At 48.1% G+C, this 24,720-nt stretch carries 24 protein-coding genes; 8 read left to right on the forward strand and 16 right to left on the reverse strand.

Features of this window, described 5'->3' with window-relative positions; genetic code table 11:
* Positions 1-105: 105 nt before the first annotated feature.
* The 6 genes from ACKFKF_RS12620 to ACKFKF_RS12645 form a co-directional block, all read right to left on the reverse strand.
* Positions 106-648: a hypothetical protein gene (locus tag ACKFKF_RS12620; RefSeq protein ID WP_446868027.1), complete on the reverse strand. Its 543-nt coding sequence runs from the start codon at positions 646-648 to the stop codon at positions 106-108.
* A gap of 345 nt (positions 649-993) precedes the next feature.
* Positions 994-1,944, reverse strand: a complete 951-nt coding sequence (locus tag ACKFKF_RS12625; protein WP_446858228.1) for a GDP-L-fucose synthase family protein — start codon at positions 1,942-1,944, stop codon at positions 994-996.
* 25 nt (positions 1,945-1,969) lie between these two features.
* Positions 1,970-3,043 carry a GDP-mannose 4,6-dehydratase gene (gene gmd, locus ACKFKF_RS12630; RefSeq protein WP_446868028.1) on the reverse strand — a complete coding sequence of 358 codons (1,074 nt, stop codon included), beginning with the start codon at positions 3,041-3,043 and terminating at the stop codon, positions 1,970-1,972.
* A 523-nt stretch (positions 3,044-3,566) separates the two neighbouring features.
* The gene (locus ACKFKF_RS12635; RefSeq protein ID WP_446868029.1) at positions 3,567-4,271 is read right to left on the reverse strand and encodes a sugar transferase; all 705 of its coding nucleotides are present in this window, start codon (positions 4,269-4,271) and stop codon (positions 3,567-3,569) included.
* Positions 4,272-4,382: 111 nt separating this feature from the next.
* On the reverse strand, positions 4,383-5,528 hold the full coding sequence (locus ACKFKF_RS12640; RefSeq protein WP_446868030.1) for a glycosyltransferase: 1,146 nt from the start codon (positions 5,526-5,528) through the stop codon (positions 4,383-4,385).
* Positions 5,529-5,973: 445 nt separating this feature from the next.
* Positions 5,974-7,698: an Rqc2 family fibronectin-binding protein gene (locus ACKFKF_RS12645; protein ID WP_446868031.1), complete on the reverse strand. Its 1,725-nt coding sequence runs from the start codon at positions 7,696-7,698 to the stop codon at positions 5,974-5,976.
* Between the two features lie 331 nt (positions 7,699-8,029).
* Here ACKFKF_RS12645 and remA point away from each other — a divergent pair, with 331 nt between their 5' ends.
* A complete protein-coding gene (gene remA / locus ACKFKF_RS12650; protein WP_446858233.1) occupies positions 8,030-8,290 on the forward strand; it encodes an extracellular matrix/biofilm regulator RemA in 261 nt (86 codons plus the stop codon).
* Positions 8,291-8,412: 122 nt separating this feature from the next.
* Positions 8,413-8,982 (forward strand): guanylate kinase, encoded by a 570-nt coding sequence (gene gmk / locus ACKFKF_RS12655; protein WP_446868032.1) that lies wholly within the window; start codon positions 8,413-8,415, stop codon positions 8,980-8,982.
* 163 nt (positions 8,983-9,145) lie between these two features.
* On the opposite strand, the gene ACKFKF_RS12660 is transcribed toward gmk, so the two are convergent.
* Positions 9,146-9,670, reverse strand: a complete 525-nt coding sequence (locus ACKFKF_RS12660; RefSeq protein WP_446858235.1) for a photosystem I reaction center subunit XI — start codon at positions 9,668-9,670, stop codon at positions 9,146-9,148.
* A 360-nt stretch (positions 9,671-10,030) separates the two neighbouring features.
* Between ACKFKF_RS12660 and ACKFKF_RS12665 the strand changes: the two genes are divergently transcribed.
* The 4 genes from ACKFKF_RS12665 to ACKFKF_RS12680 all read left to right on the forward strand — a co-directional run bounded on the left by ACKFKF_RS12665 (position 10,031) and on the right by ACKFKF_RS12680 (position 14,105).
* Positions 10,031-10,327, forward strand: a complete 297-nt coding sequence (locus ACKFKF_RS12665; protein ID WP_446868033.1) for a hypothetical protein — start codon at positions 10,031-10,033, stop codon at positions 10,325-10,327.
* Positions 10,328-10,456: 129 nt separating this feature from the next.
* Complete coding sequence (locus ACKFKF_RS12670) at positions 10,457-11,959, forward strand: M16 family metallopeptidase (protein WP_446868034.1); 1,503 nt, start codon at positions 10,457-10,459, stop codon at positions 11,957-11,959.
* A gap of 31 nt (positions 11,960-11,990) precedes the next feature.
* Positions 11,991-12,566 (forward strand): Uma2 family endonuclease, encoded by a 576-nt coding sequence (locus ACKFKF_RS12675; protein WP_446868035.1) that lies wholly within the window; start codon positions 11,991-11,993, stop codon positions 12,564-12,566.
* A 33-nt stretch (positions 12,567-12,599) separates the two neighbouring features.
* Positions 12,600-14,105: a M16 family metallopeptidase gene (locus tag ACKFKF_RS12680; RefSeq protein WP_446868036.1), complete on the forward strand. Its 1,506-nt coding sequence runs from the start codon at positions 12,600-12,602 to the stop codon at positions 14,103-14,105.
* A 1-nt stretch (position 14,106) separates the two neighbouring features.
* On the opposite strand, the gene ACKFKF_RS12685 is transcribed toward ACKFKF_RS12680, so the two are convergent.
* Positions 14,107-14,859, reverse strand: a complete 753-nt coding sequence (locus tag ACKFKF_RS12685) for a DUF6544 family protein (protein WP_446868055.1) — start codon at positions 14,857-14,859, stop codon at positions 14,107-14,109.
* Between the two features lie 297 nt (positions 14,860-15,156).
* Between ACKFKF_RS12685 and hemB the strand changes: the two genes are divergently transcribed.
* Complete coding sequence (gene hemB / locus ACKFKF_RS12690; protein ID WP_446858241.1) at positions 15,157-16,140, forward strand: porphobilinogen synthase; 984 nt, start codon at positions 15,157-15,159, stop codon at positions 16,138-16,140.
* A 262-nt stretch (positions 16,141-16,402) separates the two neighbouring features.
* Here hemB and ACKFKF_RS12695 read toward each other — a convergent pair whose 3' ends face one another.
* The 5 genes from ACKFKF_RS12695 to ACKFKF_RS12715 all read right to left on the reverse strand — a co-directional run bounded on the left by ACKFKF_RS12695 (position 16,403) and on the right by ACKFKF_RS12715 (position 22,022).
* Entirely contained in the window at positions 16,403-17,221 is an 819-nt protein-coding gene (locus ACKFKF_RS12695; RefSeq protein WP_446868037.1) for a DUF4114 domain-containing protein, read from the reverse strand.
* Between the two features lie 415 nt (positions 17,222-17,636).
* Complete coding sequence (locus ACKFKF_RS12700; RefSeq protein ID WP_446868038.1) at positions 17,637-18,692, reverse strand: potassium channel family protein; 1,056 nt, start codon at positions 18,690-18,692, stop codon at positions 17,637-17,639.
* Positions 18,693-19,155: 463 nt separating this feature from the next.
* Positions 19,156-19,731 carry a cupin domain-containing protein gene (locus ACKFKF_RS12705; RefSeq protein WP_446868039.1) on the reverse strand — a complete coding sequence of 192 codons (576 nt, stop codon included), beginning with the start codon at positions 19,729-19,731 and terminating at the stop codon, positions 19,156-19,158.
* 247 nt (positions 19,732-19,978) lie between these two features.
* A complete protein-coding gene (locus tag ACKFKF_RS12710) occupies positions 19,979-20,566 on the reverse strand; it encodes a sigma-70 family RNA polymerase sigma factor (protein WP_446868040.1) in 588 nt (195 codons plus the stop codon).
* A gap of 229 nt (positions 20,567-20,795) precedes the next feature.
* Entirely contained in the window at positions 20,796-22,022 is a 1,227-nt protein-coding gene (locus ACKFKF_RS12715) for a TetR family transcriptional regulator (RefSeq protein ID WP_446868041.1), read from the reverse strand.
* Between the two features lie 268 nt (positions 22,023-22,290).
* Here ACKFKF_RS12715 and ACKFKF_RS12720 point away from each other — a divergent pair, with 268 nt between their 5' ends.
* Complete coding sequence (locus ACKFKF_RS12720; RefSeq protein ID WP_446868042.1) at positions 22,291-23,157, forward strand: acyl-CoA desaturase; 867 nt, start codon at positions 22,291-22,293, stop codon at positions 23,155-23,157.
* A 187-nt stretch (positions 23,158-23,344) separates the two neighbouring features.
* Here the strand turns inward: ACKFKF_RS12720 and ACKFKF_RS12725 are convergent, their stop codons facing one another.
* The 3 genes from ACKFKF_RS12725 to patD form a co-directional block, all read right to left on the reverse strand.
* Entirely contained in the window at positions 23,345-23,470 is a 126-nt protein-coding gene (locus tag ACKFKF_RS12725; RefSeq protein WP_446868043.1) for a hypothetical protein, read from the reverse strand.
* A gap of 150 nt (positions 23,471-23,620) precedes the next feature.
* Positions 23,621-24,154, reverse strand: a complete 534-nt coding sequence (locus ACKFKF_RS12730) for a GNAT family N-acetyltransferase (RefSeq protein ID WP_446868044.1) — start codon at positions 24,152-24,154, stop codon at positions 23,621-23,623.
* 53 nt (positions 24,155-24,207) lie between these two features.
* Positions 24,208-24,582, reverse strand: a complete 375-nt coding sequence (patD, locus tag ACKFKF_RS12735) for a heterocyst frequency control protein PatD (RefSeq protein ID WP_446868045.1) — start codon at positions 24,580-24,582, stop codon at positions 24,208-24,210.
* Positions 24,583-24,720: the final 138 nt, after the last annotated feature.

Below are 24,720 nucleotides of genomic sequence, written 5' to 3' on the forward strand. Positions count from 1 at the left end.
AGAGTAAACTTCAAACTAGTTATAGGAGTATCCAAAAAGACCATTATTGGTTTGTGGATTCTCTGCTGGTGAATTCTTTAACTTACAGCAAGATTCGCGCTTACTCTAGCCAAGAGTAAACTTCAAACTAGTTATAGGAGTATCCAAAAAGACCATTATTGGTTTGTTGTTGTAATAAAGAACCGCATCTGGAATTGCATTACCAGGAAGATTAATTTCGCCAGAAGTGTAGCCATTAAGTCCTAGTGATGATAACTGAACCATATCAACTGCATTGATGTTGTAGTCAGTAACAACTGCAAAACGAGGATTCGTAAGACCGAAATTGTTACTAAAATAGTGAGGACCAAATTGATCACCTGCAACAAAAGTGTCTGCTCCAGCACCGCCAAACAAAAAGTCTATTCCGCTGCTGTATTCGTTGTAAGCCGTGGTGTAGTCATTACCATTCCCACCTGCGGCAGTATTGCCGTAGATACCTTGATCTGAATAACTGCTTCTCCATACAGCACCTTGAAAAAACCATTGGGTGTTCAAAGAATTTCTATTAACACTATTTATGAAAACATCGCGAGGATCTCCAAAAGCCAGTGTACTTCCAGTAAAACCTGCGTTTGATTCGGCTAAAATGCTGTCCCAAAGGCTCATAACTAAATTCCTGGTGAATGCTCACTAACCATCAAAGTTTAATTCCTCCTAGAGAGTTTGTAAAGTAGGTTTTATCAATGCCCAAAGAGAAGGTTTGGTGCGTACCCACAGGGAATAGCCAAAGATGAGATTGAAATTAATCTCATCTTTATAGAAACCGTCCACAGCGTAAAAACATTTCTCAACAAACGTTTCAGCGATTACGCTATAGCTAACTTGAAGGTGACGACGATCGCGTTCCCCCATCTCTGTGCGCCCGATGTTTGTCTTCCAAAAACCCTTTAAAAAGCAAGAGAGACACCCGGTTGGAGTATCTCTACAAGCTGATGAATTTTGAGCGATCGACTACTGCGCGTTTTGGCGATACCAGGCGATCGTATTTCTCAAGCCTTCCTCAAATCCGACCTGAGCGGTGAAACCAAAAGCGGCTTTTGCCCGTTCGGTATCTAGACAGCGACGCGGTTGACCATTGGGCTTATCCGTTTGCCAAACAATCTCACCCTTAAACTCCATCAACTGACAAATCAAGGTAATCAGATCGCGAATCGAAATCTCATACCCCGTTCCCAAGTTGACAGGTTCAGGATCGCTGTACGCCTGAGTGGCCATCACAATTCCTCTCGCCGCATCCACCGAGTAGAGAAACTCGCGAGTCGGACTGCCATCGCCCCACACGGGTAGCTGCTCGTCACCTCGAATCTGCGCCTCATGCACCTTGCGAATCAACGCTGGGATCACATGCGAACTGCGCGGATCAAAGTTGTCTTCGGGGCCGTATAGATTCACAGGCAGAAGGTAAATGCCATCAAATCCATATTGCTGACGATAGGCTTGAAGCTGCACCAGCAGAGCTTTTTTAGCAACCCCATAAGGGGCGTTGGTCTCTTCGGGGTAGCCGTTCCAGATGTCGTCTTCCTTAAACGGAACGGGTGTGAACTTGGGATAGGCGCAGATCGTACCCACGCAGACAAACTTCTCAACCCCTGCCTGATACGCCGAGTGAATCAACTGAGTGCCCATCATCAAGTTGTCATAAAACAACTCCGCAGGCTTTTCCTGGTTGAGACCGATACCGCCGACGTGAGCCGCTAAGTGAACAACCACATCTTGCTGATCGACTGCCCGTTGACAGTTTTCGAGCTGCTTGAGGTCACAGTCTTGCGATCGCGGCACCGTAATTTTCTCTAAGTCAGCCCCCGCGTCACAGAGCTGGCTGATCACTTGACGACCCAAAAAGCCAGCGCCGCCCGTTACCAAAATCCGCTTATTTTTGAGATCTAACGTTGTTGAGGTCATGCTCTTCTCCAGGGCGAGTGCGATCCTAAAACGATGTGCTACCGACAAGATTTTGGCGAATGGTGGCGTGATCTTGAGCAAATTTGCTGTCGGGGGAGCCTAAGCCCAATGCGCCTAAGTCAGCCTCAACCATCAGGTGAACCAACTCTTCAAAGGTGACAGAGGGTTCCCAGTCGAGCTTTTGTTTGGCTTTGGCAGGGTCGCCAATCAACAGATCCACTTCCGTCGGACGGAGATAGCGATCGTCAAACTCAACGTAGTCTTGCCAATCCAGATTCACGTAGCCAAAAGCCAGATCCAGAAATTCTTTGACCGAGTGCGTCTCACCCGTAGCGACCACATAGTCGTCGGGCTGTTCTTGTTGCAGCATCAGCCACATCGCCCGCACATAATCTTTGGCATAGCCCCAGTCGCGTTTGGCATCCAGGTTGCCCATAAAGAGCTTTTTCTGTTTGCCAGCGACAATCCGAGCAACAGCGCGGGTGATTTTGCGAGTCACGAAGGTTTCGCCGCGACGGGGAGATTCGTGGTTAAACAAGATCCCATTACACGCAAACAGGTTATAGGATTCGCGGTAGTTGACCGTCTGCCAGTGACCGTACATCTTGGCACAGGCGTAAGGGCTGCGAGGATAAAACGGCGTGTCTTCATTCTGAGGGACGGCCTGAACTTTGCCATACATCTCAGAAGAGCCTGCTTGATAAAAGCGAACTTCGATTCCGGTGCGCTGTTGATAGTCACGAATGGCTTCTAGAATTCTCAGAACGCCCATTCCGACAACATCGGCGGTGTATTCTGGCGAGTCAAAACTAACGCGGACGTGAGATTGAGCGCCCAGGTTGTAGATTTCGACAGGCTGAACTTCTTCTAAAATGCGGCGCAGCGTGGTGCCATCTGCCAGATCGCCATAGTGCAAAAACAGTCTTGCATCTTCAACGTGGGGATCTTCGTAAATGTGATCGATGCGATCGGTGTTAAAGGTCGAAGTCCGACGAATAATGCCATGAACTTCGTAGCCCTTTTCGAGAAGCAATTCGCTCAAATAGGAGCCGTCTTGACCTGTGATACCCGTTAAAAGTGCCCGCTTACGCTGCGTCATTCTTGATTTTCCTCGCCTGCAACTACTGGTTAGAAAGGAGTCGCCATGCACGATCGCTGACTCGCTTCCGATTACTGTAACGTCAATCTATCTTGGATTTTCTACCTCTAGTTATCCCTCGGACAGCCGCACAAATAACATCCAGGCTACCGTAAAGCGGTTGTTTGGGTGATGAAGGTTCGATAGAATCTAGAACAAGATTTGTTGAAGGATTCATCACTCGCCGTACTGTGCTGGACTGCTCAAGGTCGCGTTTTGATCTTTGATGAAAACTAGAAACCAAACGATAGAAACGCAAATTTGATAGAGCCGTGCTGCTAGTAAATACACGCAAGGGGGGTTTAGTCCGGATCGGCGGTCAGGCTTGATGGTTTCTACATAAAAAATCGACTCCCTGAAGCTTTTGTAAAGCTTTGAGCAGAAAGTCGATCAATTCGATTGATTTTGAAAATTCAGTTACGAAGTTTTCTACAGACCCCGATATTTCATAAGGCCAAAGCTGACGTAGGGTGCGCTTTGCAATCTAATACGCGCCGTTGTTTTTTGGGAAGAGGACAACCCCGATCGTTCTCACAATCAGCCGCAGATCTAGCCAAAAATTTCTAGCGTTGACGTAGTAGAGATCCATTCTGACCCGTTGAGGATAGGGGATGTCGTTACGCCCGGAGACTTGCCACAATCCTGTGATGCCAGGGCGAGTGGTGAGAATGCGATCGATATGTTGTCCATATTTGGGCAATTCTTCTACCACAAGGGGACGCGGCCCGACCACACTCATATCGCCCTTCAGCACGTTCCAAAATTGAGGAAACTCGTCGAGGCTCGTAACTCTGAGAATCTGACCAATCCAGGTGATGCGCGGGTCGTACTTGAGTTTGAAATTGTCTTCAAATTCCTGGCGCATCTGGGGAGAGGTTTCCATGATCTCGACCAGTGCTTCGTCGGCCTTGGCAACCATCGTTCTAAATTTGATGCAGCCAAATCGTTTGTAGTTTTTCCCGACGCGCTCTTGCACGTAGAAAATCGGCCCCTCCGAACTGAGCGCAATCAGCATCGAGAGAAGCAGATAAACCGGAGAAAACAAAATTAAAACTGCAAGCGAGAATGCAATATCAAACATTCTTTTAGCGCGTTTCCCATGCAGGGTTTTGAGAATAAGCGGTCTTATCTCACGCTTGAGAAATGTCCGAATAGATTTACCGGAGATGAGTCGGCTTTCGGCAGTCATCTTACTCCTTAACAATTCCACACCACACAGTCAAATCATAAAGCCATAGACTCCTTCTGAGTGAATTTGCTCCCCTCTAAATAGGTAATTTTGAATAATTCGTCCAGAATGTCAGGAGTTTTTGGCTTGAAAGTCTCGATAAGCGATGTCTAAAAATGACAAATACTGTTGTTGGAAGCGATCGGCTCGAAAATAAAGAGCGTGCGATCGGGCGACGGCTGGCTCCAAAATAGGATAGTGTGTTTCAAAAATTTGCACCGCTTCGATCACCGCTTGTTCAGTTTGCTCAGAAAATAAAACGCCCGTTCCTTGGCTGCCGTGTTGCCGCACATCTCGCACCGTTTCCAAAGTGCCGCCTGCCCCAAACGCGATCACAGGAGTTCCGCAGGCTTGAGCTTCGACGGGAGCGATACCAAAATCTTCGTAAGCCGCGTAGACAAAGGCTTTGGCTTGAGAAAGATACTCGCTCACGACTTCATCGGGTTGCCATCCTAAAATCTGAACATTGGGCTGGGCGATGCGTTGCAGGTGTTTGAGTTCTGCACCGCTGCCAATCACAACTAAAGGCAATCCCAATTGATTAAACGCCTGAACGATCAGTGAGATTTTTTTGTAGCTAACGAGTCGAGAAACCGTGACATAAAAATCTTGTTTGGCAGAGTTAAACGGAAAGCGATCGATATTCACAGGGGGATAAATCACTTTGGACGATCGTCGATAGTAGCGCCAGATGCGTCGAGCCGTGGTTTTAGAGTTGGCAATGAAATGATCGACTCGATTGGCAGAAATCACATCCCATTGGCGCAGTCGATGTAACAAATATCGAGTCGGAATGCCTGCCAAACCCCGCCCTAATCTGCTGCCGTCTAGATAGTCAAATGTCAGATCCCAGGCATACCGCATTGGGGCGTGACAGTAGCAAATGTGCATCTGATGTGGAGCCGTGAGAACGCCTTTGGCTACTGCATGAGACGACGAGAGAATCACATCATAGTGACGCAGATCAAGCTGCTCGATCGCCAACGGCAAAAACGGCAAATATTTCTGAACACCCCTTTGAGCAAACGGAAAATGCTGTAAAAAAGTCGTGCCAATCTTGCGCTGATAAAGGTAGCTTTTGGGATTCACCGATTCAAAATCAATCAGTGCGTACAAATCAGCATCCACATGTTTGAGAATTTCCTGCACAACAAGTTCTGAGCCACCTGTTGCTTTGGGCGTTAACCATTCGTGAACGAGTGCGTAGTTAGGATTCACCGAAAGGATTTACCGAGACTTGGGGGCATTAATGGCTTTGCATCATATCGCGAAACGCTTTCGATCGCTCACCTTGGATGTTAGAGAAAGCAGACTGTTTTTTGTGATACGGCAGTGTTCAAAATTTACTGGTAAAAACTAGTAATTGCCAACCCTTTGTGAAGGTTCGTCTTAGTGACGTTTGGCGAAAAAAATAGCCAGCTTTGTCAAAAAGCCGGCCCAAATCAACCTGTTGTCGTTTTCGTATCTTTTTACATTGGAGAAGACCCATCCACGTGTTCCCATACTTGCGGCGGGTTCCTTCTAGGTCATTAAGCCCTATTCGCTCAACATTGTAACAACATACACAAACTTTTTGTCACGAATATTCACAGTTTGGTGACATAGCTCTTTCTAATGGTAGAGGACGCGATCGAAAAGCCTGACTGATTGCCGGGTCTAATCGCTACTTTTCGCTGACTCGTTGAGGCTGTCCCCAGAGGATGCGCTCTTGCTTGTAGATAACCGTTCCAGGTTTTGCGCCTTTAGGTTTATAGACGTGCTTGGGTTCGGTGTAGACGACGGGGACTTTCTCACTTTGTCGAGCGCGACTGTAGTAGGCCGTCAAGTCAGCCGCAAATTGCAGATCAGATTCGTCAGGCGCGGCTCCAGGTTCCAGTCGTAAAAGGACATGACTGCCAGGAATTTCTTGAGTGTGAAACCAGAGATCGTATTCATTTGCCGATCGCGTCAGTCGATCGTTTTGTCGATTGTTCCTTCCCACCAATAATTCAAAGCCGCTGGGCGTTTTGTACTGATAAGGACGACTTGCCGCATCTTCTTTAGCTGGTTCTTTTTGGTAGTCAGACGCTTCTATATAATTTTGCTGAATCAGTTCTTCGCGCACCTCTTCCAGCGCTTCTAAATCTTCGGGCGCTTGATAGTCTGTAAATTGAGTCAGCGTGGCTTCGACCTGTTCGAGGTAGTCGATTTCTTCTTGAACGGCTTGAAGTAACGGCTCGATCGCCCCACGAGTTCGTTTTAATTTTTGGTGACGTTTGTAGAGTGCCTGAGCATTTTGCACCGCGTTTTTTTCGGGATCAAGGGGAATCTTGATCGGCTGCTCGGTTTCAAAGTCTAGAAGCTCGATCGCTTTTAGTCCCGGTTCCCACAAATGCAGGTGCGCCATCAACAAATCGGCCTGCTGCTTTGATTGATCAGCCTGATCAGCGCTCGCCAACCGACCTTTAAAAGAATCTGCTTTGACTCGTAGCTTGCCCAACAGCGTATTGAGCTTCTGCTGAATTTGATGACGAAGTTGCCCAAAAACCTGCTGGTTGAGTTGGTTGGTGTAGTAGCGATCAAGCAGCGTTTGTACCGAACTCACTGGCTCAGTCATGGCCCAACCCATTACGGTGTAGCCTGTCGCCGTCCAACCCGGTTGAAACTCGCCATTCTCTAGCGTCTTTAGCCAGGTCTGCCAGCGGTCAAACAAGCGATCCCAATCTGCATCGGTCAAATTTTCGGTCGATTCGTCTGGGTCAAGCTTTGCCGCTTGCAGCATTGAGAGCAACAGGGCAGAACTGAGACCCCGATAGTTTTTGAGCAGGTTACGACGAATGGCACCGGGCACCAGCGCAACGCGCGATCGCCAGCTTTCCAAACTTTCGCTCAAAGTGGGACTCGGATCTCTGAGCGCAGGCGGCAACTCATAAGGCTGACCCGTCTGAATCGGGCGAACGCTAGATTGATTAGAACTCACCTGATGAGCCGCTGTCACAATCTGATTGTCCTGATTTGCCAAAATCACATTGCTGTATTTGCCCATAATCTCGACATACAAATGCCACAAAACCGGATCACCCGGACGTTTGGCAAATTGCAGATCGAGCGCACGCTCCCACGCAGCCACAGGGACGATCGCCACCAGGGCCAGATTTCCCACCTGATGACGCAACTGTTGACTAAAGGTAAAGGTATCTGGAGTCCGAGGCGGTGGACTGCCCACCCCAATTCGAGCCGCTTGCGGATGCCAGGAAATCGTTAACCAACCTCGCCGATCTAATGTGCGGAGCGCCAGAGATACCGTAAAGCGATCGTGCTGATAGACTTGCTCCAATCGAGCAGGCAGCCAATCAGTCCGAATTTCGCAGCAGGCCGCGGTCAGTGTCGTTAGGTCAACAGGTTGCAAAATAGTTCTTTAGAAACGATGAACAATCGAGGATGAACAGTCTTCAGGTTTGACAGTTCAATTCTGCAACCATTGTTTTTAATTCATCTGTTACGAATTCATCCCTCTCTTGAGTCTATCGTGTGGTGTAAAAATAAGGAATTCAGGACTGGCTAGACTGTGAATAGAAGTGAATAGAAAAGGTTTTGAGTTTAATGTCTTGAATTTGCTGTCTTAAGTCCGGTATCCAAAAGCTATCTATTAAGTTTGCGTGTTTACCTTGTAGTGAGATTTTTTTGCAGATACGATGAGGGGTGAGTTCCCTAGCTTGGCTCGATCGGACAAACCGCCCATGACCGATATCAAGTTGATCAACATTGGGTTTGGCAATATTGTGTCCGCCAATCGAGTTGTGGCGATCGTCAGTCCTGAATCTGCCCCTATCAAACGACTCATCACTGACGCAAGAGACGAAAAAAGGCTCGTAGATGCCACCTATGGACGACGCACTAGAGCCGTGATTATTACAGACTCAGGACATATTATTCTCTCAGCCATTCAGCCCGAAACGGTGGCCAATCGATTTGTTTTTACCAGAGAGACAGAAGAGTAGCGTTTTGACTTCTTCCAAGTTTTGGATTAAGAACTCAGAACTCCAAACTCATAAAGGTTACACGCTATACTCACATAATCACAAAACCGGGAACTTTAGCGCTAACGCATTCGAGGCAGACTATGGGCAAGGGTAGACTCATTGTTTTGACGGGGCCAAGCGGTGTAGGAAAAGGCACCTTACTGCGATCGCTGCTTCGTCGTCATCCAGAAATTTATGTATCTGTCTCAGTCACAACTCGCGCTCCCCGTCCTGGAGAAATTGACGGACGAGACTATTACTTTGTGACGCGGCTCCAATTTGAGCGGATGGTCGCGCAGGGCGAACTACTGGAATGGGCAGAATTTGCGGGCAACTGCTATGGCACTCCTCGTCAGGCAGTCCAAGACAAGATCCAAGCAGGACAGTGGGTAATATTAGAAATCGAACTAGACGGAGCGAGGCAGATTCGCAAAACCTTCCCCAGTGCGCTGCGAATGTTTATTTTGCCCCCTTCGATGAGTGAGTTAGAAACTCGCATTCGTGGACGGGGACAAGATTCTGACAGTGCGATCGAGCGGCGTTTGGCAAGAGCCAGAGAAGAAGTGAATGCGGCTCATGAGTTTGACATTCAAATCGTCAATGATGACCTCGAAGAAGCCTTGAGCAAGATTGAGTCAGCCCTCTTTGAGCCTGTTCCTGCGGTCTGTTAACTGACTTCACTTGTTAATTGTTGTTCAAACTGCTCAAACAGTCGGTCAACTAGATTACGCTTCAACCTAAATCAGGCAGATCCAGTCTTATCGATTGCATCCGCCTGATTTTTTAATGTGAATTCAATCTTGTTTAGTCTAAGAAAGTAGCAATGACGATCGCCTACAGCCCTGCCGCAAAGTTCTTAAACAAAGCAATATTATTCAGCAAGAAGTAAGCAAGGGCTGCTCCTCCAATTCCCCCGATCAAAAAGCCACTGGCGTACTCATTCCAACCGTGTTCTGATTGGAATGTATCGGGTGGATTGGGCGTTGTAATGGTAACCGTCGGCCCAGGAGGATTGCTGCTGGCATAGAGAGAAAGGGTGAGTGTGGAGATGATTAGCAGCCCGATCGTAGACAGCAGCCCAGCCAGATTAGCAATATCAGTGTCGCGCAGCGGCCCCAACTTGGCAAATGGGCCAAAAATCCAGTAGCCGTGAGCCATTCCCACTTCTAGCCCTCGACGCAGCGGTGACAATCCAGCCCGATAAGCTGGGAGTGCATTGATATAAGCCCGGACGATCGGAGACGAATTGATCGGAGTCGCCAAGTTACCGTCCTGAATGTCGTAGCCCGGAAAAACCACTTCACGATTTCGAGGATCACCAGGATTATTGTTGGCTTCTGGATGTTTAAGGACTTGCATAGAAACTCCTCAGTGTCAAATTAACGGAATGGAGTGATTTTACGAAGTTGCGATCGTTCCTTCATCACTCTGAAGACACAAGCCATTTAACCAAGTTTGAAACGCAAATTCTGCCCCTAAGTAGATCTGCCTAAATCTCTCCAATAGGTCAGCAACTGGTAAAGCGGATTACAAAAAAAATCTTTGGGTGAATGTCATACTGCTGTGAGAAAGTTCACCAAGTTTCTTTATAAAGATTTAAGATTTCTGAACAATTGGTCGGAACTACCCTGATCACTTCTATCTTGGAAGAAGTTTGGAGGAAGACTCGGAAAGCGTTTTTCCAGTTTACCTGTCCTGTATGACTGCTCAGAGTGTGCCATGTATATGAGCCTTGCATCCAGCTATTTGCGTTCTCTCGCGTTGACAAGCGTCTTCAGCTTTATTGCCCCTTTGGTGTTGGTTGGAAGCGCGATCGCCGGGCTAGGGCTATTGGGGCTGTTTCCCTGGCTGGCTGGCTTTTCTCGAATGGGGCTTGAGCAGGTCAAAATCTTTCTTCAAACCTTTGGTAATGGTAACGCGCTAGAAGGCTCACTGGTGATTGGGTGCGCCTGTGCTCTGGTCGGTGCCCTGTTTGACACCTATATTTTCTACCGTCAGCGCAGCTTTCGTCAGTAAGAAACTCGTTAAAAATTCCCCAAAAATTGCCATTACTCACTATCGTTTAAAGAGTTTGATCCCGTTGCTCTTCATCGTGAGTGAGATCCATTGCTGCAAAGTCAAGTTTTCAGATGTTTGGTGATTCGTTTGGTAGTTTTTCTGGCGATCGTTCTGACGTGGGAAGGGTTGCCTCAAGCCGCTTATGCTCGTACCGAAGTTCCGCCGACTCAATCCATTCAGCCCTATGTGGATCGAGTGATTGATCAGGTCACCGAGTTTAAGCTCGACAACGGCATGAAGTTTATTGTTCTAGAACGGCACCAGGCTCCCGTTGTTTCGTTTCTCACCTATGCAGATGTGGGCGGCGCAGACGAGCCGGACGGAAAAACAGGAGTGGCTCACTTTTTAGAACACTTGGCCTTTAAGGGAACGACGCGAATTGGGACGACGAATGCTCAAGCAGAAAAGCCCTTGCTCGATCGCTTAGATCAGCTTTCTGAACAAATCCAAACTGCAAAAGGCGCAGAAGCGACTAAATTGCAGCAGGAGTTCGATCGCATCGAAGCCGAAGCCGCCAAGCTGGTTGAGCAAAACGAACTGGGACGCATCGTTGAGCAAGCAGGCGGCGTGGGGTTGAATGCTAATACGTCGAGCGATGCCACTCGCTATTTTTATAGCTTCCCAGCAAACAAATTAGAACTGTGGATGTCGTTGGAGTCAGAGCGCTTTTTGGAGCCAGTGTTTCGCGAGTTTTACAAAGAAAAAGCTGTCATTCTCGAAGAGCGCCGACTGCGGACGGATAACTCCCCGATCGGGCAAATGATCGAAGCTTTTTTAGACAAAGCGTTTCAGGTTCATCCCTACAAGCGTCCGGTGATTGGCTACGACCAGGATATTCGCAATCTGACGCGCAAAGATGTGCAGGAATTTTTTGAGACCCACTATGCGCCCAATAATCTGACGATCGCCCTGGTGGGAGATGTCGATCCCAAAGAAGTGAAGCGCTTGTCCCAGATTTATTTTGGTCGGTTCAAATCAAGACCTGCTCCTCCGGATGTAACGGCTGTGGAGCCACCTCAAACTCAGACTAGAGAAGTCACCCTGCGTCTCAACTCACAACCCTGGTATCTCGAAGGCTATCACCGTCCCGCATTGAACCATCCCGATAGTATTATTTACGAAGCGATCGCCAGTCTTCTCAGCGATGGGCGCACGTCTCGTTTATACAAATCTCTGGTCGAAGAGAAGCGAGTCGCGTTGGCCGCCCAGGGACTCAATGGATTTCCCGGCGACAAACATCCCAACTTAATGTTGTTCTACGCGCTGACGGCTCCCGGAAAATCAGTGGAAGATGCGGCAAAAGCGCTGCGATCGGAAACAGAACGCCTGAAAACGGAGTTGGTTTCTGCTCAAGAATTAGACCGGGTAAAAACTCAAGCAAAAGCGGGATTGCTGCGATCGCTCGACTCAAATAGCGGCATGGCTGAATCGTTGTTGGAGTATGAAGTCAAAACCGGAAGCTGGCGCAATTTATTCAAAGAGTTGGAAGCGATCGCCAACATCACTCCCAATGATGTCCAACGCGTCGCTAAAGCAACCTTTACGGCTGAGAATCGAACGATCGGACGCATTCTGCCTCTAGAACGTTAAGCTCAAATCAAGACGTAACAGGAGTAACAAAATGACTTCTACCAGTTTGCGAGAAATCTGCTCTCTAGAAGATTGGATGCAAAACCCTGTGAAAGGGACAGAATGGGTCAATGGAGCGCTAATCCATAAGAATCCGGAGGTTTGGGTTGATGGACATCTCATTGCAAATAATGGAATGACGCTGAAGCATGGTCGAGTCCAGGCAAAACTGGCAACTCACTGGGAGAATTACAAAGAGCAAAATAAGCTGGGTGGAGAAGTTTATACAGAAGCGCCGTGTCGCACAAACAAACAAGGACGCAAGCCAGATGTTGCCTACTTGAATCCATCTCTAGTGGCTCAGTTTGGCAATGCTGAAACGCTGCCCCAAAGTTTTCCGTTGAGTGCTGAAGTGGTCTCACCGACTGACTTTGCAGAAGCTGTGATTGCAAAAGCCTATGAGTATTTGCAGTCTGGTGGTGAAGAAGTTTGGCTAATTTTCCCAAACAATTTTTGGGTCATCGTCCTGACTCAGGAGACGAGAAAAATCTTTGGTTCTGGTGAAGTGGTTTGTACTCAAATCGTGTTACCAGGTTTTAGAATGGGCGTTGACGAACTGTTGGCTTGAGTGTTGAAAGTTTTGTTAGGAATTGTGTGTTGAATGAAAGCAATGAATCGTAAAAATCGGATTGCAAAAACTGTTACACTCGTATTTTCGTTCATTGTCTTGCCTGCGTTGCTGTTATCGTTGGCGTTGATTCTCCCAGCTTCTGCTGACGTACCCAAGCATTACACCGATCTCAAATTTTCATCCCCTCCCGAAATTAAGCTGCCTGACTACACTCGCTTTCAGCTTCAAAACGGCATGATTGTCTACTTGATGGAGGATCACGAATTGCCTTTGGTCAGCGGTACAGCACTGGTACGTACAGGCGATCGCTTTGAACCCCTCGATAAAACAGGTTTAGCGGGATTGACTGGAGCCGTGATGCGATCGGGCGGCACTCAAAAAAACTCCCCTGACCAACTCAATCAACGCCTAGAACAACGGGCGGCCTCCGTCGAAACGGGCATTGGCTCTACGTCAGGAAGTGCCAGTTTTAGCGCTCTCAGCGAAGACTTAACGGAAGTCTTTGACTTGTTTGCAGAAGTGATTCAGCAGCCAGCCTTCGCGCCTGAAAAATTTAATTTAGCAAAACTGCAAACGCAAGGAGGAATCGCTCGACGTAACGATGATCCCAATGAAATTGCAGGTCGAGAATTTGAAAAACTTATTTATGGCAACACTAGCCCCTACGCGAGAACGGTTGAATATACAACGCTAGAAAACGTCACCCGTGAAGACTTAATCAGTTTTTACCAACGCTATTTCTATCCCAAAAATATGCTTCTGGGAATTGTCGGTGATTTTGATAGTCAAAAAATGCGATCGCTCATCGAGTCAAAATTCAACACCTGGAATTCCGCAAAAGCTCGATCCACTCCTTCACTACCAGACGTTTCTCAAGCCAAACAGGGCGGTATCTTCTTTGTCAGTCAGCCACAGCTAACGCAAAGCTATATTCAAATGGGGCATCTGGGCGATACGCTAAAAAATCCCGATTACCCAGCGCTGTCTGTTATGGACAATGTGTTAAGTGGATTCGGAGGGCGACTATTTAACGAAGTGCGATCGCGCCAGGGTCTTGCGTATTCAGTTTACGCCAGTTGGAGTCCGCAGTTCGATTACCCAGGCGTATTTATAGCAGGAGGACAGACGCGATCGGACGCGACAGTTCCCTTTATTCGATCAGTGTTGGGCGAGTTAGAAAAGATTCGCACTCAGCCTGTTTCTGAAAGTGAATTAGCGTTCGCTAAAGATTCTGTATTGAATTCGTTTATCTTTAACTTTCAAGATCCCAGTCAGACGCTTTCGCGATTGCTGAGATATGAGTACTTTGGGTATCCGATGGATTTCATTTTTCGGTATCGCCAGCAAGTTGAGAAAACCTCGATCGCTGATGTTCAAAGTGTTGCAAAAAAATATCTTCAGCCTGAAAAAATTGTGACTTTAGTCGTGGGCAATCAGAAAGATATTCAACCCTCACTCGCCAGTCTGGGGCAACCCGTAACGGCGATCGACATTACGATTCCCCCACCCAAATCGGCTTCTCGTCCTACGCCCTGATTTATCGATAGATCGCATCTTCGATCGTCACTCTAAAAAACTCGCCCTCTGACTCAAAGCGATTGCTGCCAAAATACCAGCCCACTCGCAGTCGAGTCGGAATCGTGTAGCCGCCAAACGTTCGTTCTTCTTCTGCGATCGCTCCAAAGTCCACATCATGAAACTCAGCCCCTTCTGGATTGCCCCAGCGCGACAACATTACTGTTAGAAGTCGCCCCTGGTCAACTGTCAGCGAGAGCTTTGCTAAATTGCCATAGGCGAGAAATTGAGCGTGAAGACGTGAACCGTCAGCCGTCCAATCAGCGCGATCGTCACAAAAGATAGACGGCAACCAGACCGATTCTGCCTGAACTCGACCAAGGGCCGATCGCGTCACATCACCCCCCGCGGCCATCATCACTGGAATCATGCCCAACAGTTTCCATTGCATTGAGCCTGCTCCATCAACCAGACGATCAAATCCCTCGATCGGAATGCCATTCATTCGCACTGTAGCCTGCCAGATCATTCCTCGACTTCGACAAATCACTTGCTCCGCTCTAAAGGGAAGCCAACGCTGCAACTTAATTTCGCCATGCATCCGTAAGCGAACCGCCGATGCAAGCACTGTTTTGTCAGCAATGGCGTGGTTGAGATACTGCTGCACCGACTCAGGAAGATGGGTAATTTGCTCAGGTCGAAAAGTCTGCTCACCCAACGGCACCGTCTCCCACAGTTCATCAAGCGATAAGTCTGAAGCCATCGTTTTGATCATGGTCACCCTTTCACCTCTAGCCTACGAGACAAAAACAGTACCTCTCACTCAAAGAATAAAACAATCATCTGAGGAACTCGTGAGGAGACTCCATGCATTAGCTTTCGATCAACTCACGAACCCTGTTAACCAAAGAACCCCAAAGCCAGTTCTCCCTCCTCCCTCCTCCCTCCTCCCTCCTCCCTCCTCCCTCTCTCACTTTTACACTTTGTAATCTTCCATATAAGTACTTCCTCCCTCCGAAGGCCTTAGACTCTTAAAATACTGCAAACATTCAGCCAACTTCCTTCAGTCCCTATGTTTCCAACTCATCGTCCCCGTCGTCTCCGCAATCATCCTCAACTGCGTCGGATGGTTCGTGAGCATGTGTTGACTACCAGTGATTTGATTTACCCGCTGTTTGCGGTACCTGGTGACGCGATCGCCAAAGAAGTGCGCTCCATGCCGGGGGTGTTTCAGTTGTCGATCGACAAAATCGTCGAAGAAGCCAAAGAAGTCTACGACCTGGGTATTCCTGCAATCATTTTGTTTGGCATCCCTGCTGACAAAGATGTGGATGCGACGGACGCTTGGCACGAGTGCGGAATTGTCCAGAAAGCGACGACTGCCGTCAAACAAGCAGTACCCGATCTGATCGTGATCAACGACACTTGTCTTTGTGAATATACGCCGCATGGTCACTGTGGCTATCTCCAAGTTGGCGATCTGACGGGACGAGTTCTCAACGATCCAACGCTGGAATTATTGAAAAAAACCGCCGTCGCTCAGGCAAAGGCAGGAGCCGATATCATTGCGCCCTCTGGCATGATGGATGGCTTTGTTTCAGCGATTCGAGAAGGACTGGATGCCGCAGGCTTTGAAGACATCCCAATTCTCTCTTACGCTGCTAAATATGCCTCTGCCTACTATGGGCCGTTCCGAGACGCAGCAGAATCAGCCCCCCAATTTGGCGATCGCCGTACCTACCAAATGGACCCTGGCAATGTGCGTGAAGCGATCAAAGAAATCGAACTCGACATCGCAGAAGGAGCCGATATGCTCATGGTCAAGCCCGCCTTGTCTTACATGGATATCATTCATCAAGTCAAAGCAGCGACCAATCTTCCGGTAGCCGCCTACAACGTATCGGGTGAGTATTCGATGATCAAAGCGGCAGCGCTCAACGGCTGGGTGGATGAAGAGAAGATTGTTCTAGAAACGCTGACTAGTTTCAAACGGGCCGGGGCGGATTTGATTCTCACTTACCATGCCAAAGATGCAGCCCGCTGGCTAGGAGCCTAATGTTTGGCGCGATCGCTCTTTCTATGCAATGTCTGAATCCAATGTCTAAGGAATCTGCGATCGTGCCTTGCAAAAATTCTGATGCGCCGCTTTTCTCAAACTTTCGAGTTCCACAAAAATTGGCTTAAAGTTTCTTAGACTCAGGAGTCAGGGGTAGAAGCGTTAAATAACGACGTGAAAGAACTCAATTGAACTAACACAAAAAAAGTAGTCCGCAGCACAGACTACGAACTACTCACATGGATTAGGAACAGCAGAAACTTTATTTGACGGTGCTGTTTTGACGGCGACGCAGCATCAGACCCGCAGCCCCCAGACCCAGCAAGGACAGCGCGACAGAAGGCTCAGGCACAGGCTTCATCAGTGCTCTAACATTCTTTTCACCGATGTCTACGATGAAGACTGTATCGTTGAAGTCACGATCGGAGTTTTCGTTTTTGCCGCCCGTCGCATTCTTGTCACCGTACAGATCTTCAAAGCCCAGCAGCAAGTAGCGATTGTTGACCGCATAAGCCACGACGTGTTGAAGACCATCTGCATTCATAGCCGTCTGGGTGCCAAAGACGTTTGCGCCTGTGCCCCGATTTAGACCATCTGCGCGTAGAGAAAAGTCGAGTTGAGAACCGCCCAAAATCTGACCCAATCTAACGCCATCTCCCAGCTTCAGTGCGTTTCCGCCCCAACCGCCGACGCAACCACTTCCTTCACAAGAGATGTCTCCAAAGAGCAGCCCTTTGGTGTTGGTTGCACCCTCTGACGTAAAGGCGAGTTGGTTGCGGTAGCCTGCCCCTTCGTTGATGAAGAATGCAGAAACGTTGTAGTCATACTTGAGCTTGAGCTTGGCGGCATCAAGTTTGAACTGTCCGCTATTGGGAAGCTCAACACTTTCTGCTTGGACGTACTGCTGATAGGGTGCGTCGTCAAAGCCTGTTTGAGACTTGTCCAGAATGGTGGGTTGAGCGCTATTCCAAACGGTGTCGCTGGGAGAAAGAGCGGCGGCTGATGCGGCTGAAGACTGAGCAACCACTCCGGTGACAACAGCGGTCGCAGCGAGGAAACCTGAGAAGAATTTGGTGTTCATGGATGTGTAAATGAAGTGCAGCTAAGGTCTTGAAATCAGTCCGTTGGGGTGACAGTTCTCCAACCGTACTGTGTATCTTCTAATACTTCTAACAGTTCTTTTGGGCTGCGTCACTACTTTCGATCGTTCTTGGTTAATTCTTTATTAGAAGCCTTTCTGGACGATGGTTTCACGGATCTCTGAGAGTCTGTAAAAAGTTGATCTTCTACTACCTAACGAATAAATTAAGTGTTATTACTGAAATAGAGCCTGAATTGTTTCTCATTAACTACCAATTCAACAAATTTCCAAAAAAGTGACTCCGCATACCTAGCGAAGCCCAGGAAAAGCCATCAGTAGCGCTACGGGCAAAAGGACTGTTTATAAAAAAAGGGACGATCGTACGTGCTCCGATCGCACTCTACTGGTTGGCTAATCAAAACGTAGCGCCTCTATATCGACCAGGACGCTTAACCACATGCCTACGAACAAATTTTGGAATGTCGCCTCGGTGCCCCATGACAATGACCGCATCTCCTTCGGCTAAGGTTAGCGACTGGCTGGGATGATTGATGGTCGTTCCGTCGGCTTGGCGCAGTGCAACGATGATAAACGTGCCTTTGCCGCGAAATTCAATATCGCCGATCGTGACTCCTACCATTGGAGAACCAGGCGCGATCGCCAACTCATCCACCTGGACATCCACCTGAGCAAGTAACTCGTTGAGATTGCTGCGGCCGTCGTCTTGATTTAGAAAATCCAAAGTGGCGGGGTGAGTGATCATGTGAGACATTCGCAAAGCGCTGATGGCGGCGGGGAGAACGACTTGATCGGCCCCCGCAAGTCTAAGTTTTTTCTCAGTAGAAGGAAGCTCGCCCCGCGACAAGATCATCAGATTAGGATTTAACTCACGCGCCGTCAGAGTGATAAACACGTTAACGGCATCATCGGGCAAAACCGTCGCGAGAACCTTGGCTCGATCGATTCCTGCGGCGTACAAAATTGCTTCGTCGGTAGCGCTGCCGAGTCGCACCAGGTAGTTGAGGGTTTCGGCTTTGGCAATGCGTTCGGGGTTGTTGTCGATGACGACGAAGGGCAGATTGGCATCGGCTATTTTTCGCGCTAGGATTTGCCCCATGCGCCCAAAGCCACAAATGATAATGTGCTGTTCTAGGGTTTCGATCGCGCGGGTCATTTTTCTGGCTCCTAATGCTTTGTTGATTTCACCTTCGGTAATCATTTGGACAAAACCGCCGACCATGTAGACGGCTGATGATGTTCCGGCGACGATGACCAGGATAGTCAAGATTTTTTTGTCGCGGGTGTCGATCGGGCGCACTTCGCCATAGCCCACTCCAAATGTGGTGATCACCACCATGTAAACGGAGTCCAAAACTGACCAGCCTGCCATGACATAGCCTATTACGGCGAGGGCAAACGTGATTGCAAAAAAGAGTGCCCCAGTGAAAATGCGTCTAAGTGAGCCTTGCATGAGTAACGGTCATCATAATAGAGAAAAGAACTTGCAAATCAGTTGGGTTAAACAAGATTGTTTTTATACTACTGATCTGCTTATCTTGTTCATAAACTTTTCTCTAAAGTCTGTCTGTTCTCTGGATGTCTTTTAGCGTGTGATGGCGATTGCCGAGTTGAATCGTTACAAATTAACTTCTGTGCTTCGGATGGTTTTGTGGAGGGTGTAAAAGGTTTTATAGCTTAAGTCAATTCGACAATTTTTTTTGTTTCGTTGCTGGGCACTTCTGCCCCCCAACCCCCCAATTCTGCGGGACTTTTAGACAAGATTCTGGTTTACAAGTCTTCTAGTAGGAGACTAAAGACTGCACTAACGAGAAAGGGTTGCAAGACGATCGGCAATCCAGATTTTGATAATCGCTAAATCCCCGAATTCTGGGGGACTTTTAGATCAGGTTTCTAGTTCAAAGTCCAAATTTAAGTTAATTGAAATATTCATCATCCAGCGATGTCTTGATCAGAAACATACAGCCGCCCTGGGTATGAGGCGCATGACTAGAGCCTTGACTTGAGCGAATGTAATCGCCCCCATAATAGACCTGCCCCGCCACCTCCAAATCGCCCTCCAGCATGTAGATTTCTTCAACCGATGCATGACGATGAGTGGGATAAGTCACCCCGGCTTCAGCCCGTAAAAGACAAGTCAACTTACGGTCAGTTCGATCGCGATGCAGAATAGCGATCGTCACTCTAGGGACAAAAGGATGAGGTTGCCACACTTGATCCTCAGCGCGAACAAATCGATCACCGGGTAGCGGCCGCGCGGAATCTGCAACTCTAATCTTGTCAAACAACCGTTCTTTGAGATTGGGCGCGATCGCCGGACTGGGAGCGCTATAAGCTAGGGCCGCCACCACCGCCTGAAAATCTGCCAATTCTGCTGCCAATCCTGGAGACTGCGCGATCGCCTGATCTACCAACCGTCGATCGTCCTCGTCCAAAATATCTAACGAGCGCGCTGCGATCATCTCATCAATACAAGGATTTTCAGGTTCCATCACATCTCTGCTTCATCGTAAGTATATGAACTTGGATCAAAAATAATACGCATTCTAATTTTAGGGGTTGAATTCAAGGTCTCCTGGCAATTATCTAGATTAACGCGGCAGAAGAGGCAGCGACATTAGACCAGAGAAATGGAACTAGAGACACGGGAATCGTTACATCAGACCGGAGACATTCGACTAGAGACTTTAGTAGCAGTCCAGAGTCCGAAGTTCAGAGTCCAGAGTTCCCACCCACTTCTCATTCTTGCCAATTTCCTAAAGCCGTGCGGAGCTTACTCAGCCCCAGACGAACTCGCGTTTTGACCGTGCCCAAAGAAGCCCCCACCTCAGCCGCAATTTCGCTCTGAGACAACCCTTTGTAGTAGGCCAACTCGATGACTTGCCGCTGCTCATCCGGAAGTTTGCTGAGGGCAGTAGACACAATATCCCGACGTTCTAAAATTAGGGCATCTTCGATCGGATCTACGCTAGATTTACCCGATTGGATCTGAACCGCCTCGATCGAAGCCATTTCGGTCTTGGTGGCCCGCTGCAAACTGCGTAATCGGTCTAAAATTCGACTGCGAACCAGCATAAAAATCCATGTGTCCACCCTGGCGCGAGTGGGGTCGTAGCGATCGGCCGTGCGCCAGATTTGTGAAAACACATCCAACACAACCTCTTCGCTTTCCTCGGTCGATCTCAGACTTTTGTGGGCGATGGCGTGAATAATTCGAGCGTAGCGATCATATAGTTGGGACAGTGCAGCCTGATCTTTTTGGGCAACCTTTGCCAGCAATAGAGCCTCTTCTGACTTCGCTGGATCATCATTTAAAATGAATGACATTCTATGCCTGTCTTAAACGTTTTCTGAAGGGGTCGCAATGAGCTTCAACGACTGAACTATTTTCTACGGAGCTAAGATTTTAGAAATTGGTTTTATTAGCTGATTGCAAGGTACAACATACTTGTTACAGATTAACACTTCACCCAGCTAAAAAGATGAGAATTGCCTGAGAGAAAAGTCTTACACAAGCTGAGAATATTGTCTTTGCAAGCCTTTTGACATCCCCACGTCATCCTCTCTGGTCAAGCCGAATTGCCTGCTCTAACGCGGACTTTTCTCTAGCGCGATACACATAAGGCTGCAATCTCGCCCCATCCAATCCCGTTAGAATGCACAGATCTTCTAGTTTGATGCCGCGCATTAACATCTCAACTCGCCAGGTTTGCTGGGTTTGCTCCAGGGTAGGAGGGTGTCCTTCGGGCGTGACCAGACCGTGAGTTAATTGTTGCCAACGCTGTTGAGCTTCGTCTTCTAGCAGCGATCGACCGTTCTCCACAAAGATTTCTGGATGAGTATCTTTACGACTTCTCAGCCATTGAGTTAAGGGATTTTTGGCATACGAGCCGTAGCGTTTGCCCATGATCCACTGATTGATCGGGACTTGTCTAATCAACCCTTGACTAACTTGCAAAAGCTGATGGGTGGCATCGTGAACATGGTGCAATCGCTCCAGACTCAACGCCTCATCTAGACTCAATCCTGCTCCAAACAAAACATACACCAGCGCATAGTCTTGCAGCCCTGCTTTTTTGCCCCGTTGTAGAATTAAATGCACCAAATTCGCAGGTAGGTCTGCAATCTTTGCGATCGGAGTCGCCGCGACGGGTGGCACAACGGGAACGATCGCCCCTGGAGTCTGAGAAACCGCTCCATGCAAAAACAGCGTCACCAAATTTTCTAAAAAGTCATCGCGATCCTGCCACAGATCATGAAACTCGCTGGTAAACTCAATCACCGCATAGCCCAACAGCATATCATTGAGCAAACTAGCCAACTTTTCGGCGGGTAAATGGCTGTGAAGCTGCCCGCGATCGATGACGGTCTGAAAGTAAGCAGCCACATATCGATTGGCTTGAGTAAACCCCCTTCCCAACGCTTCACGGTTTTCAGAAGGATATTGACCTGACTCACCGACGACCGATCGCACCACTTCTGGAATTCGCTCTAATGCTTGCAAACACGCCGTTGCATAGTCTTTGAGTGCTTGATAGATACTACTGGTCTGATCGGCTCGCTGGATCAAGTCCTGCCCCAGGTTGGTAAACACCGCCGCTTCCTCAATCACCGCCAGCAGCAATCCGTGTTTGTTGCCAAAATGCCGAAACAGCGTCACTTCATTCACATCGGCCAACTCTGCAATCTGTTTGGTCGTCGTTTCGGTGACTCCCTGAGCGGCAAATAGCTCCAGTGCTGCATTAATTAAACGCTGTCGAGTGGGGCTTCTGGGGTTAGACATGCGAGAAATGCAAGCAGCACTTGCACAAATACAAAACTGTTGCTATCGTGATGGAATGTAAGTAACACTTGCATCCTTACTCTTACTGTAACTGGCTTTCTTACTAAACGGGTGAAGCGGTCTTGCCGTTGATCAAGGCGCTCTCTTGGAGGGATTCACCCAGAGTCGCTGCAAATAACGAATCGCATCTAGAATCTTGCGATTTGCACACTCTGTTATTTGGTGAGTTTATTGGGTGAGTTACCGCCATCTTAAATCAAGGATTTTTATGACTTCCAATCCGATGCAATCTGTTGTTTCAAATCGTCGCTCTCCTGGAGCTACTCGCGAGGAGTCGCCTGCTTTTAGCTGGGTCAATCTGGGCTTCTTTGGCACCTTTCATTTGCTGGCGCTGCTGGCTCCGTGGTTTTTTTCCTGGTCGGCGCTGGGCGTGATGCTGGTGCTGCACTGGCTATTTGGCAGCATTGGGATTTGTCTGGGCTATCACCGATTGTTGACGCATCGTAGTCTTCAGGTGCCGAGATGGTTGGAATATACGCTGGCAGTCTTAGGCGCACTCGCATTACAAGGCGGCCCGGTCTTTTGGGTGGGCGGACATCGAATGCACCATCTGCATACCGAAGATTCGATTCAAGATCCCTACTCTGCCGATCGTGGGTTTTGGTGGAGTCATATGATCTGGTTGTTTTATCCACAGAAGCAGTTTTTTGACTACGATTCTTACAAAAAGTTTGCGCCTGATCTAGACAGACATCGGTTTTATCGCTGGCTCGATCGCTCCTTTCTATTACTTCAAATTCCCGTAGCAGTTGGGCTGTATCTGGTGGGCGGATGGTCGTTTGTGATTTATGGGGTGTTTTTGAGAGCCGTTTTGTTGTGGCATAGCACCTGGTTGATCAATTCGGCTTCTCACATGCGAGGGTATCGATCGTTTGACTCTGACGACAATTCTCGTAATCTCTGGTGGGCAGCAATTCTCACCTATGGCGAAGGCTGGCACAACAATCACCATGCTTACCCCAATGTGGCCAAAGCGGGCTGGAAATGGTGGGAAGTGGATGTAACCTGGTGGGCGATTCAAGGCTTAAAAAGTGTCGGGTTAGCTAAACGAGTTGTTTTGCCGCCGACAAGCTGAAAGGTTGATCTGATATAAGTCCTGGGGTGTGTTCTACAAATTGGATGCACCCTATTTTTTGTATTGAATCAATCATTAAAGTTCTACCACTGTTCTCCAACAACCCTTTGTCTACAAAGTTGAGACTGGCAAATAGAATTTGCGCCTAAAAGAACGTGAATTCAATAGAGTTTTTTCGCTTCGGTATTTAACGCTTCTGCCCCCCAATCCCCCAATCTGGGGGACTTTCGGACAGGATTTCTTGCTCAAAGTCTCCCAAACTTGGCGGATTTAGGGGGCTGCCTGGAGTGATTGCCACAGCGAGAGATTTCATCGAATTTACGTTAAAAGAACAACGTATGCCTTTGCAGACTAAACTCATCCAGGGGTTTGTTAATCCGCCTGCGCGGATTTTGTTCTTTTAGCTGCGATTTGAACCGCCAGGCAAAAAGTCTTGTCAAGCAAACAGCCACAAAACAGTGCGCTACTCAAGTGCGGCGAACTCCGATCGATATTTCACCGTTCCAACACAGCCCTCTAAGGCACCCGCTTTTAATTCCAATACCATAAATGCCTCATCTGGAACTGCATACTCACACTTCAGTCCCTTCTCGCTGGCTGGAGTAAACCCAAATCGTGAATAGTATTTTGGAGAACCTAGGACAACAACGGCTTTGCAACCAAATTGAATGCCCGCTTGTAAACCCTGCCGAATCAGTAATGAGCCAATTCCTTGTCGCTGATAGTTGGGGAGCACTGCGACGGGTGCTAATCCAAGAATGAGTAAATCATTAGTTAAATCATTAGTTGAATCATTGGTATATTCTCCTGCAATCGCAACTGGACTAAAAAATACATGTCCCACAATTTGATCAGCCGCCACCGCAACCAGCGATAACGTAGAAGTAGCGCCTCGCAAGCGATCGACTAAATCCGCCTCACCCTCTCGCCCAAACGCCGCAACATTAACGCTGCGAACCGCTTCTATATCTTCTGGTTTCTCAGCTCGAACTTCCATAATTTAGAACTTCTAAATGTAATTTTTTTGAAATTCCAAAACAGACCTCAAAGTTACTCTTCGGCTCGACGCATTGTGAGCAATCCTTGACAATAGCTGATCAATGTTTTGAGTCGTTCTTTAATCTGCTGCACTCGTTGATCATGGGTTGTCGATCGCCGCGCCGTCTGCAAAAACATCACATCCATATTCAAGAGTCTAAGCTGCTTGTCCATCTCGACTTGAACGGCATACGATCGCTGACTAACGTCTACGTCCAAAGCTTCCAGATCCAAACTGCTGATCTGGGTTTGAAAGAATTTTTGAATGTCTAGAACTTCTGACTTTAAAATCGCACCGTCGCACTCAGGCTGATTGACCAACGCCTCAAGCGCCTGCAAAGCGTGGGAAAATTCTTGGTAGCGATCGCGGTGTGACGCTGGCAACATGCTCTCAAGGTTTGACACTTTGCTCAGTTTAGCGTGGAGTTTGGATCGCTTTTTAGGGGTTCTGTCTGGATTCATCGATCGTATTTCAGCAGACAACATAATTTATTGCTTGCCAAAAATCCCTTTAAAGCCCAAGAT

It is taken from the genome of Phormidesmis sp. 146-12 (assembly GCF_052939495.1).

Excerpts from the sequence above, each read along its gene's own strand:
- ACKFKF_RS12635 (WP_446868029.1), bottom strand. The coding sequence starts at position 4,271 with ATGACTGCCGAAAGCCGACTCATCTCCGGTAAATCTATTCGGACATTT.
- ACKFKF_RS12710 (WP_446868040.1), bottom strand. The coding sequence starts at position 20,566 with ATGTCATTCATTTTAAATGATGATCCAGCGAAGTCAGAAGAGGCTCTA.
- remA (WP_446858233.1), top strand. The coding sequence starts at position 8,030 with ATGACCGATATCAAGTTGATCAACATTGGGTTTGGCAATATTGTGTCC.
- gmd (WP_446868028.1), bottom strand. The coding sequence starts at position 3,043 with ATGACGCAGCGTAAGCGGGCACTTTTAACGGGTATCACAGGTCAAGAC.
- hemB (WP_446858241.1), top strand. The coding sequence starts at position 15,157 with ATGTTTCCAACTCATCGTCCCCGTCGTCTCCGCAATCATCCTCAACTG.
- ACKFKF_RS12725 (WP_446868043.1), bottom strand. The coding sequence starts at position 23,470 with ATGAAATCTCTCGCTGTGGCAATCACTCCAGGCAGCCCCCTAAATCCG.
- ACKFKF_RS12715 (WP_446868041.1), bottom strand. The coding sequence starts at position 22,022 with ATGTCTAACCCCAGAAGCCCCACTCGACAGCGTTTAATTAATGCAGCA.
- ACKFKF_RS12695 (WP_446868037.1), bottom strand. The coding sequence starts at position 17,221 with ATGAACACCAAATTCTTCTCAGGTTTCCTCGCTGCGACCGCTGTTGTC.
- ACKFKF_RS12625 (WP_446858228.1), bottom strand. The coding sequence starts at position 1,944 with ATGACCTCAACAACGTTAGATCTCAAAAATAAGCGGATTTTGGTAACG.
- gmk (WP_446868032.1), top strand. The coding sequence starts at position 8,413 with ATGGGCAAGGGTAGACTCATTGTTTTGACGGGGCCAAGCGGTGTAGGA.
- ACKFKF_RS12665 (WP_446868033.1), top strand. The coding sequence starts at position 10,031 with ATGTATATGAGCCTTGCATCCAGCTATTTGCGTTCTCTCGCGTTGACA.
- ACKFKF_RS12730 (WP_446868044.1), bottom strand. The coding sequence starts at position 24,154 with ATGGAAGTTCGAGCTGAGAAACCAGAAGATATAGAAGCGGTTCGCAGC.
- ACKFKF_RS12685 (WP_446868055.1), bottom strand. The coding sequence starts at position 14,859 with ATGATCAAAACGATGGCTTCAGACTTATCGCTTGATGAACTGTGGGAG.
- ACKFKF_RS12620 (WP_446868027.1), bottom strand. The coding sequence starts at position 648 with ATGAGCCTTTGGGACAGCATTTTAGCCGAATCAAACGCAGGTTTTACT.
- ACKFKF_RS12700 (WP_446868038.1), bottom strand. The coding sequence starts at position 18,692 with ATGCAAGGCTCACTTAGACGCATTTTCACTGGGGCACTCTTTTTTGCA.
- ACKFKF_RS12680 (WP_446868036.1), top strand. The coding sequence starts at position 12,600 with ATGAAAGCAATGAATCGTAAAAATCGGATTGCAAAAACTGTTACACTC.
- ACKFKF_RS12675 (WP_446868035.1), top strand. The coding sequence starts at position 11,991 with ATGACTTCTACCAGTTTGCGAGAAATCTGCTCTCTAGAAGATTGGATG.
- patD (WP_446868045.1), bottom strand. The coding sequence starts at position 24,582 with ATGTTGCCAGCGTCACACCGCGATCGCTACCAAGAATTTTCCCACGCT.
- ACKFKF_RS12660 (WP_446858235.1), bottom strand. The coding sequence starts at position 9,670 with ATGCAAGTCCTTAAACATCCAGAAGCCAACAATAATCCTGGTGATCCT.
- ACKFKF_RS12720 (WP_446868042.1), top strand. The coding sequence starts at position 22,291 with ATGACTTCCAATCCGATGCAATCTGTTGTTTCAAATCGTCGCTCTCCT.
- ACKFKF_RS12705 (WP_446868039.1), bottom strand. The coding sequence starts at position 19,731 with ATGGAACCTGAAAATCCTTGTATTGATGAGATGATCGCAGCGCGCTCG.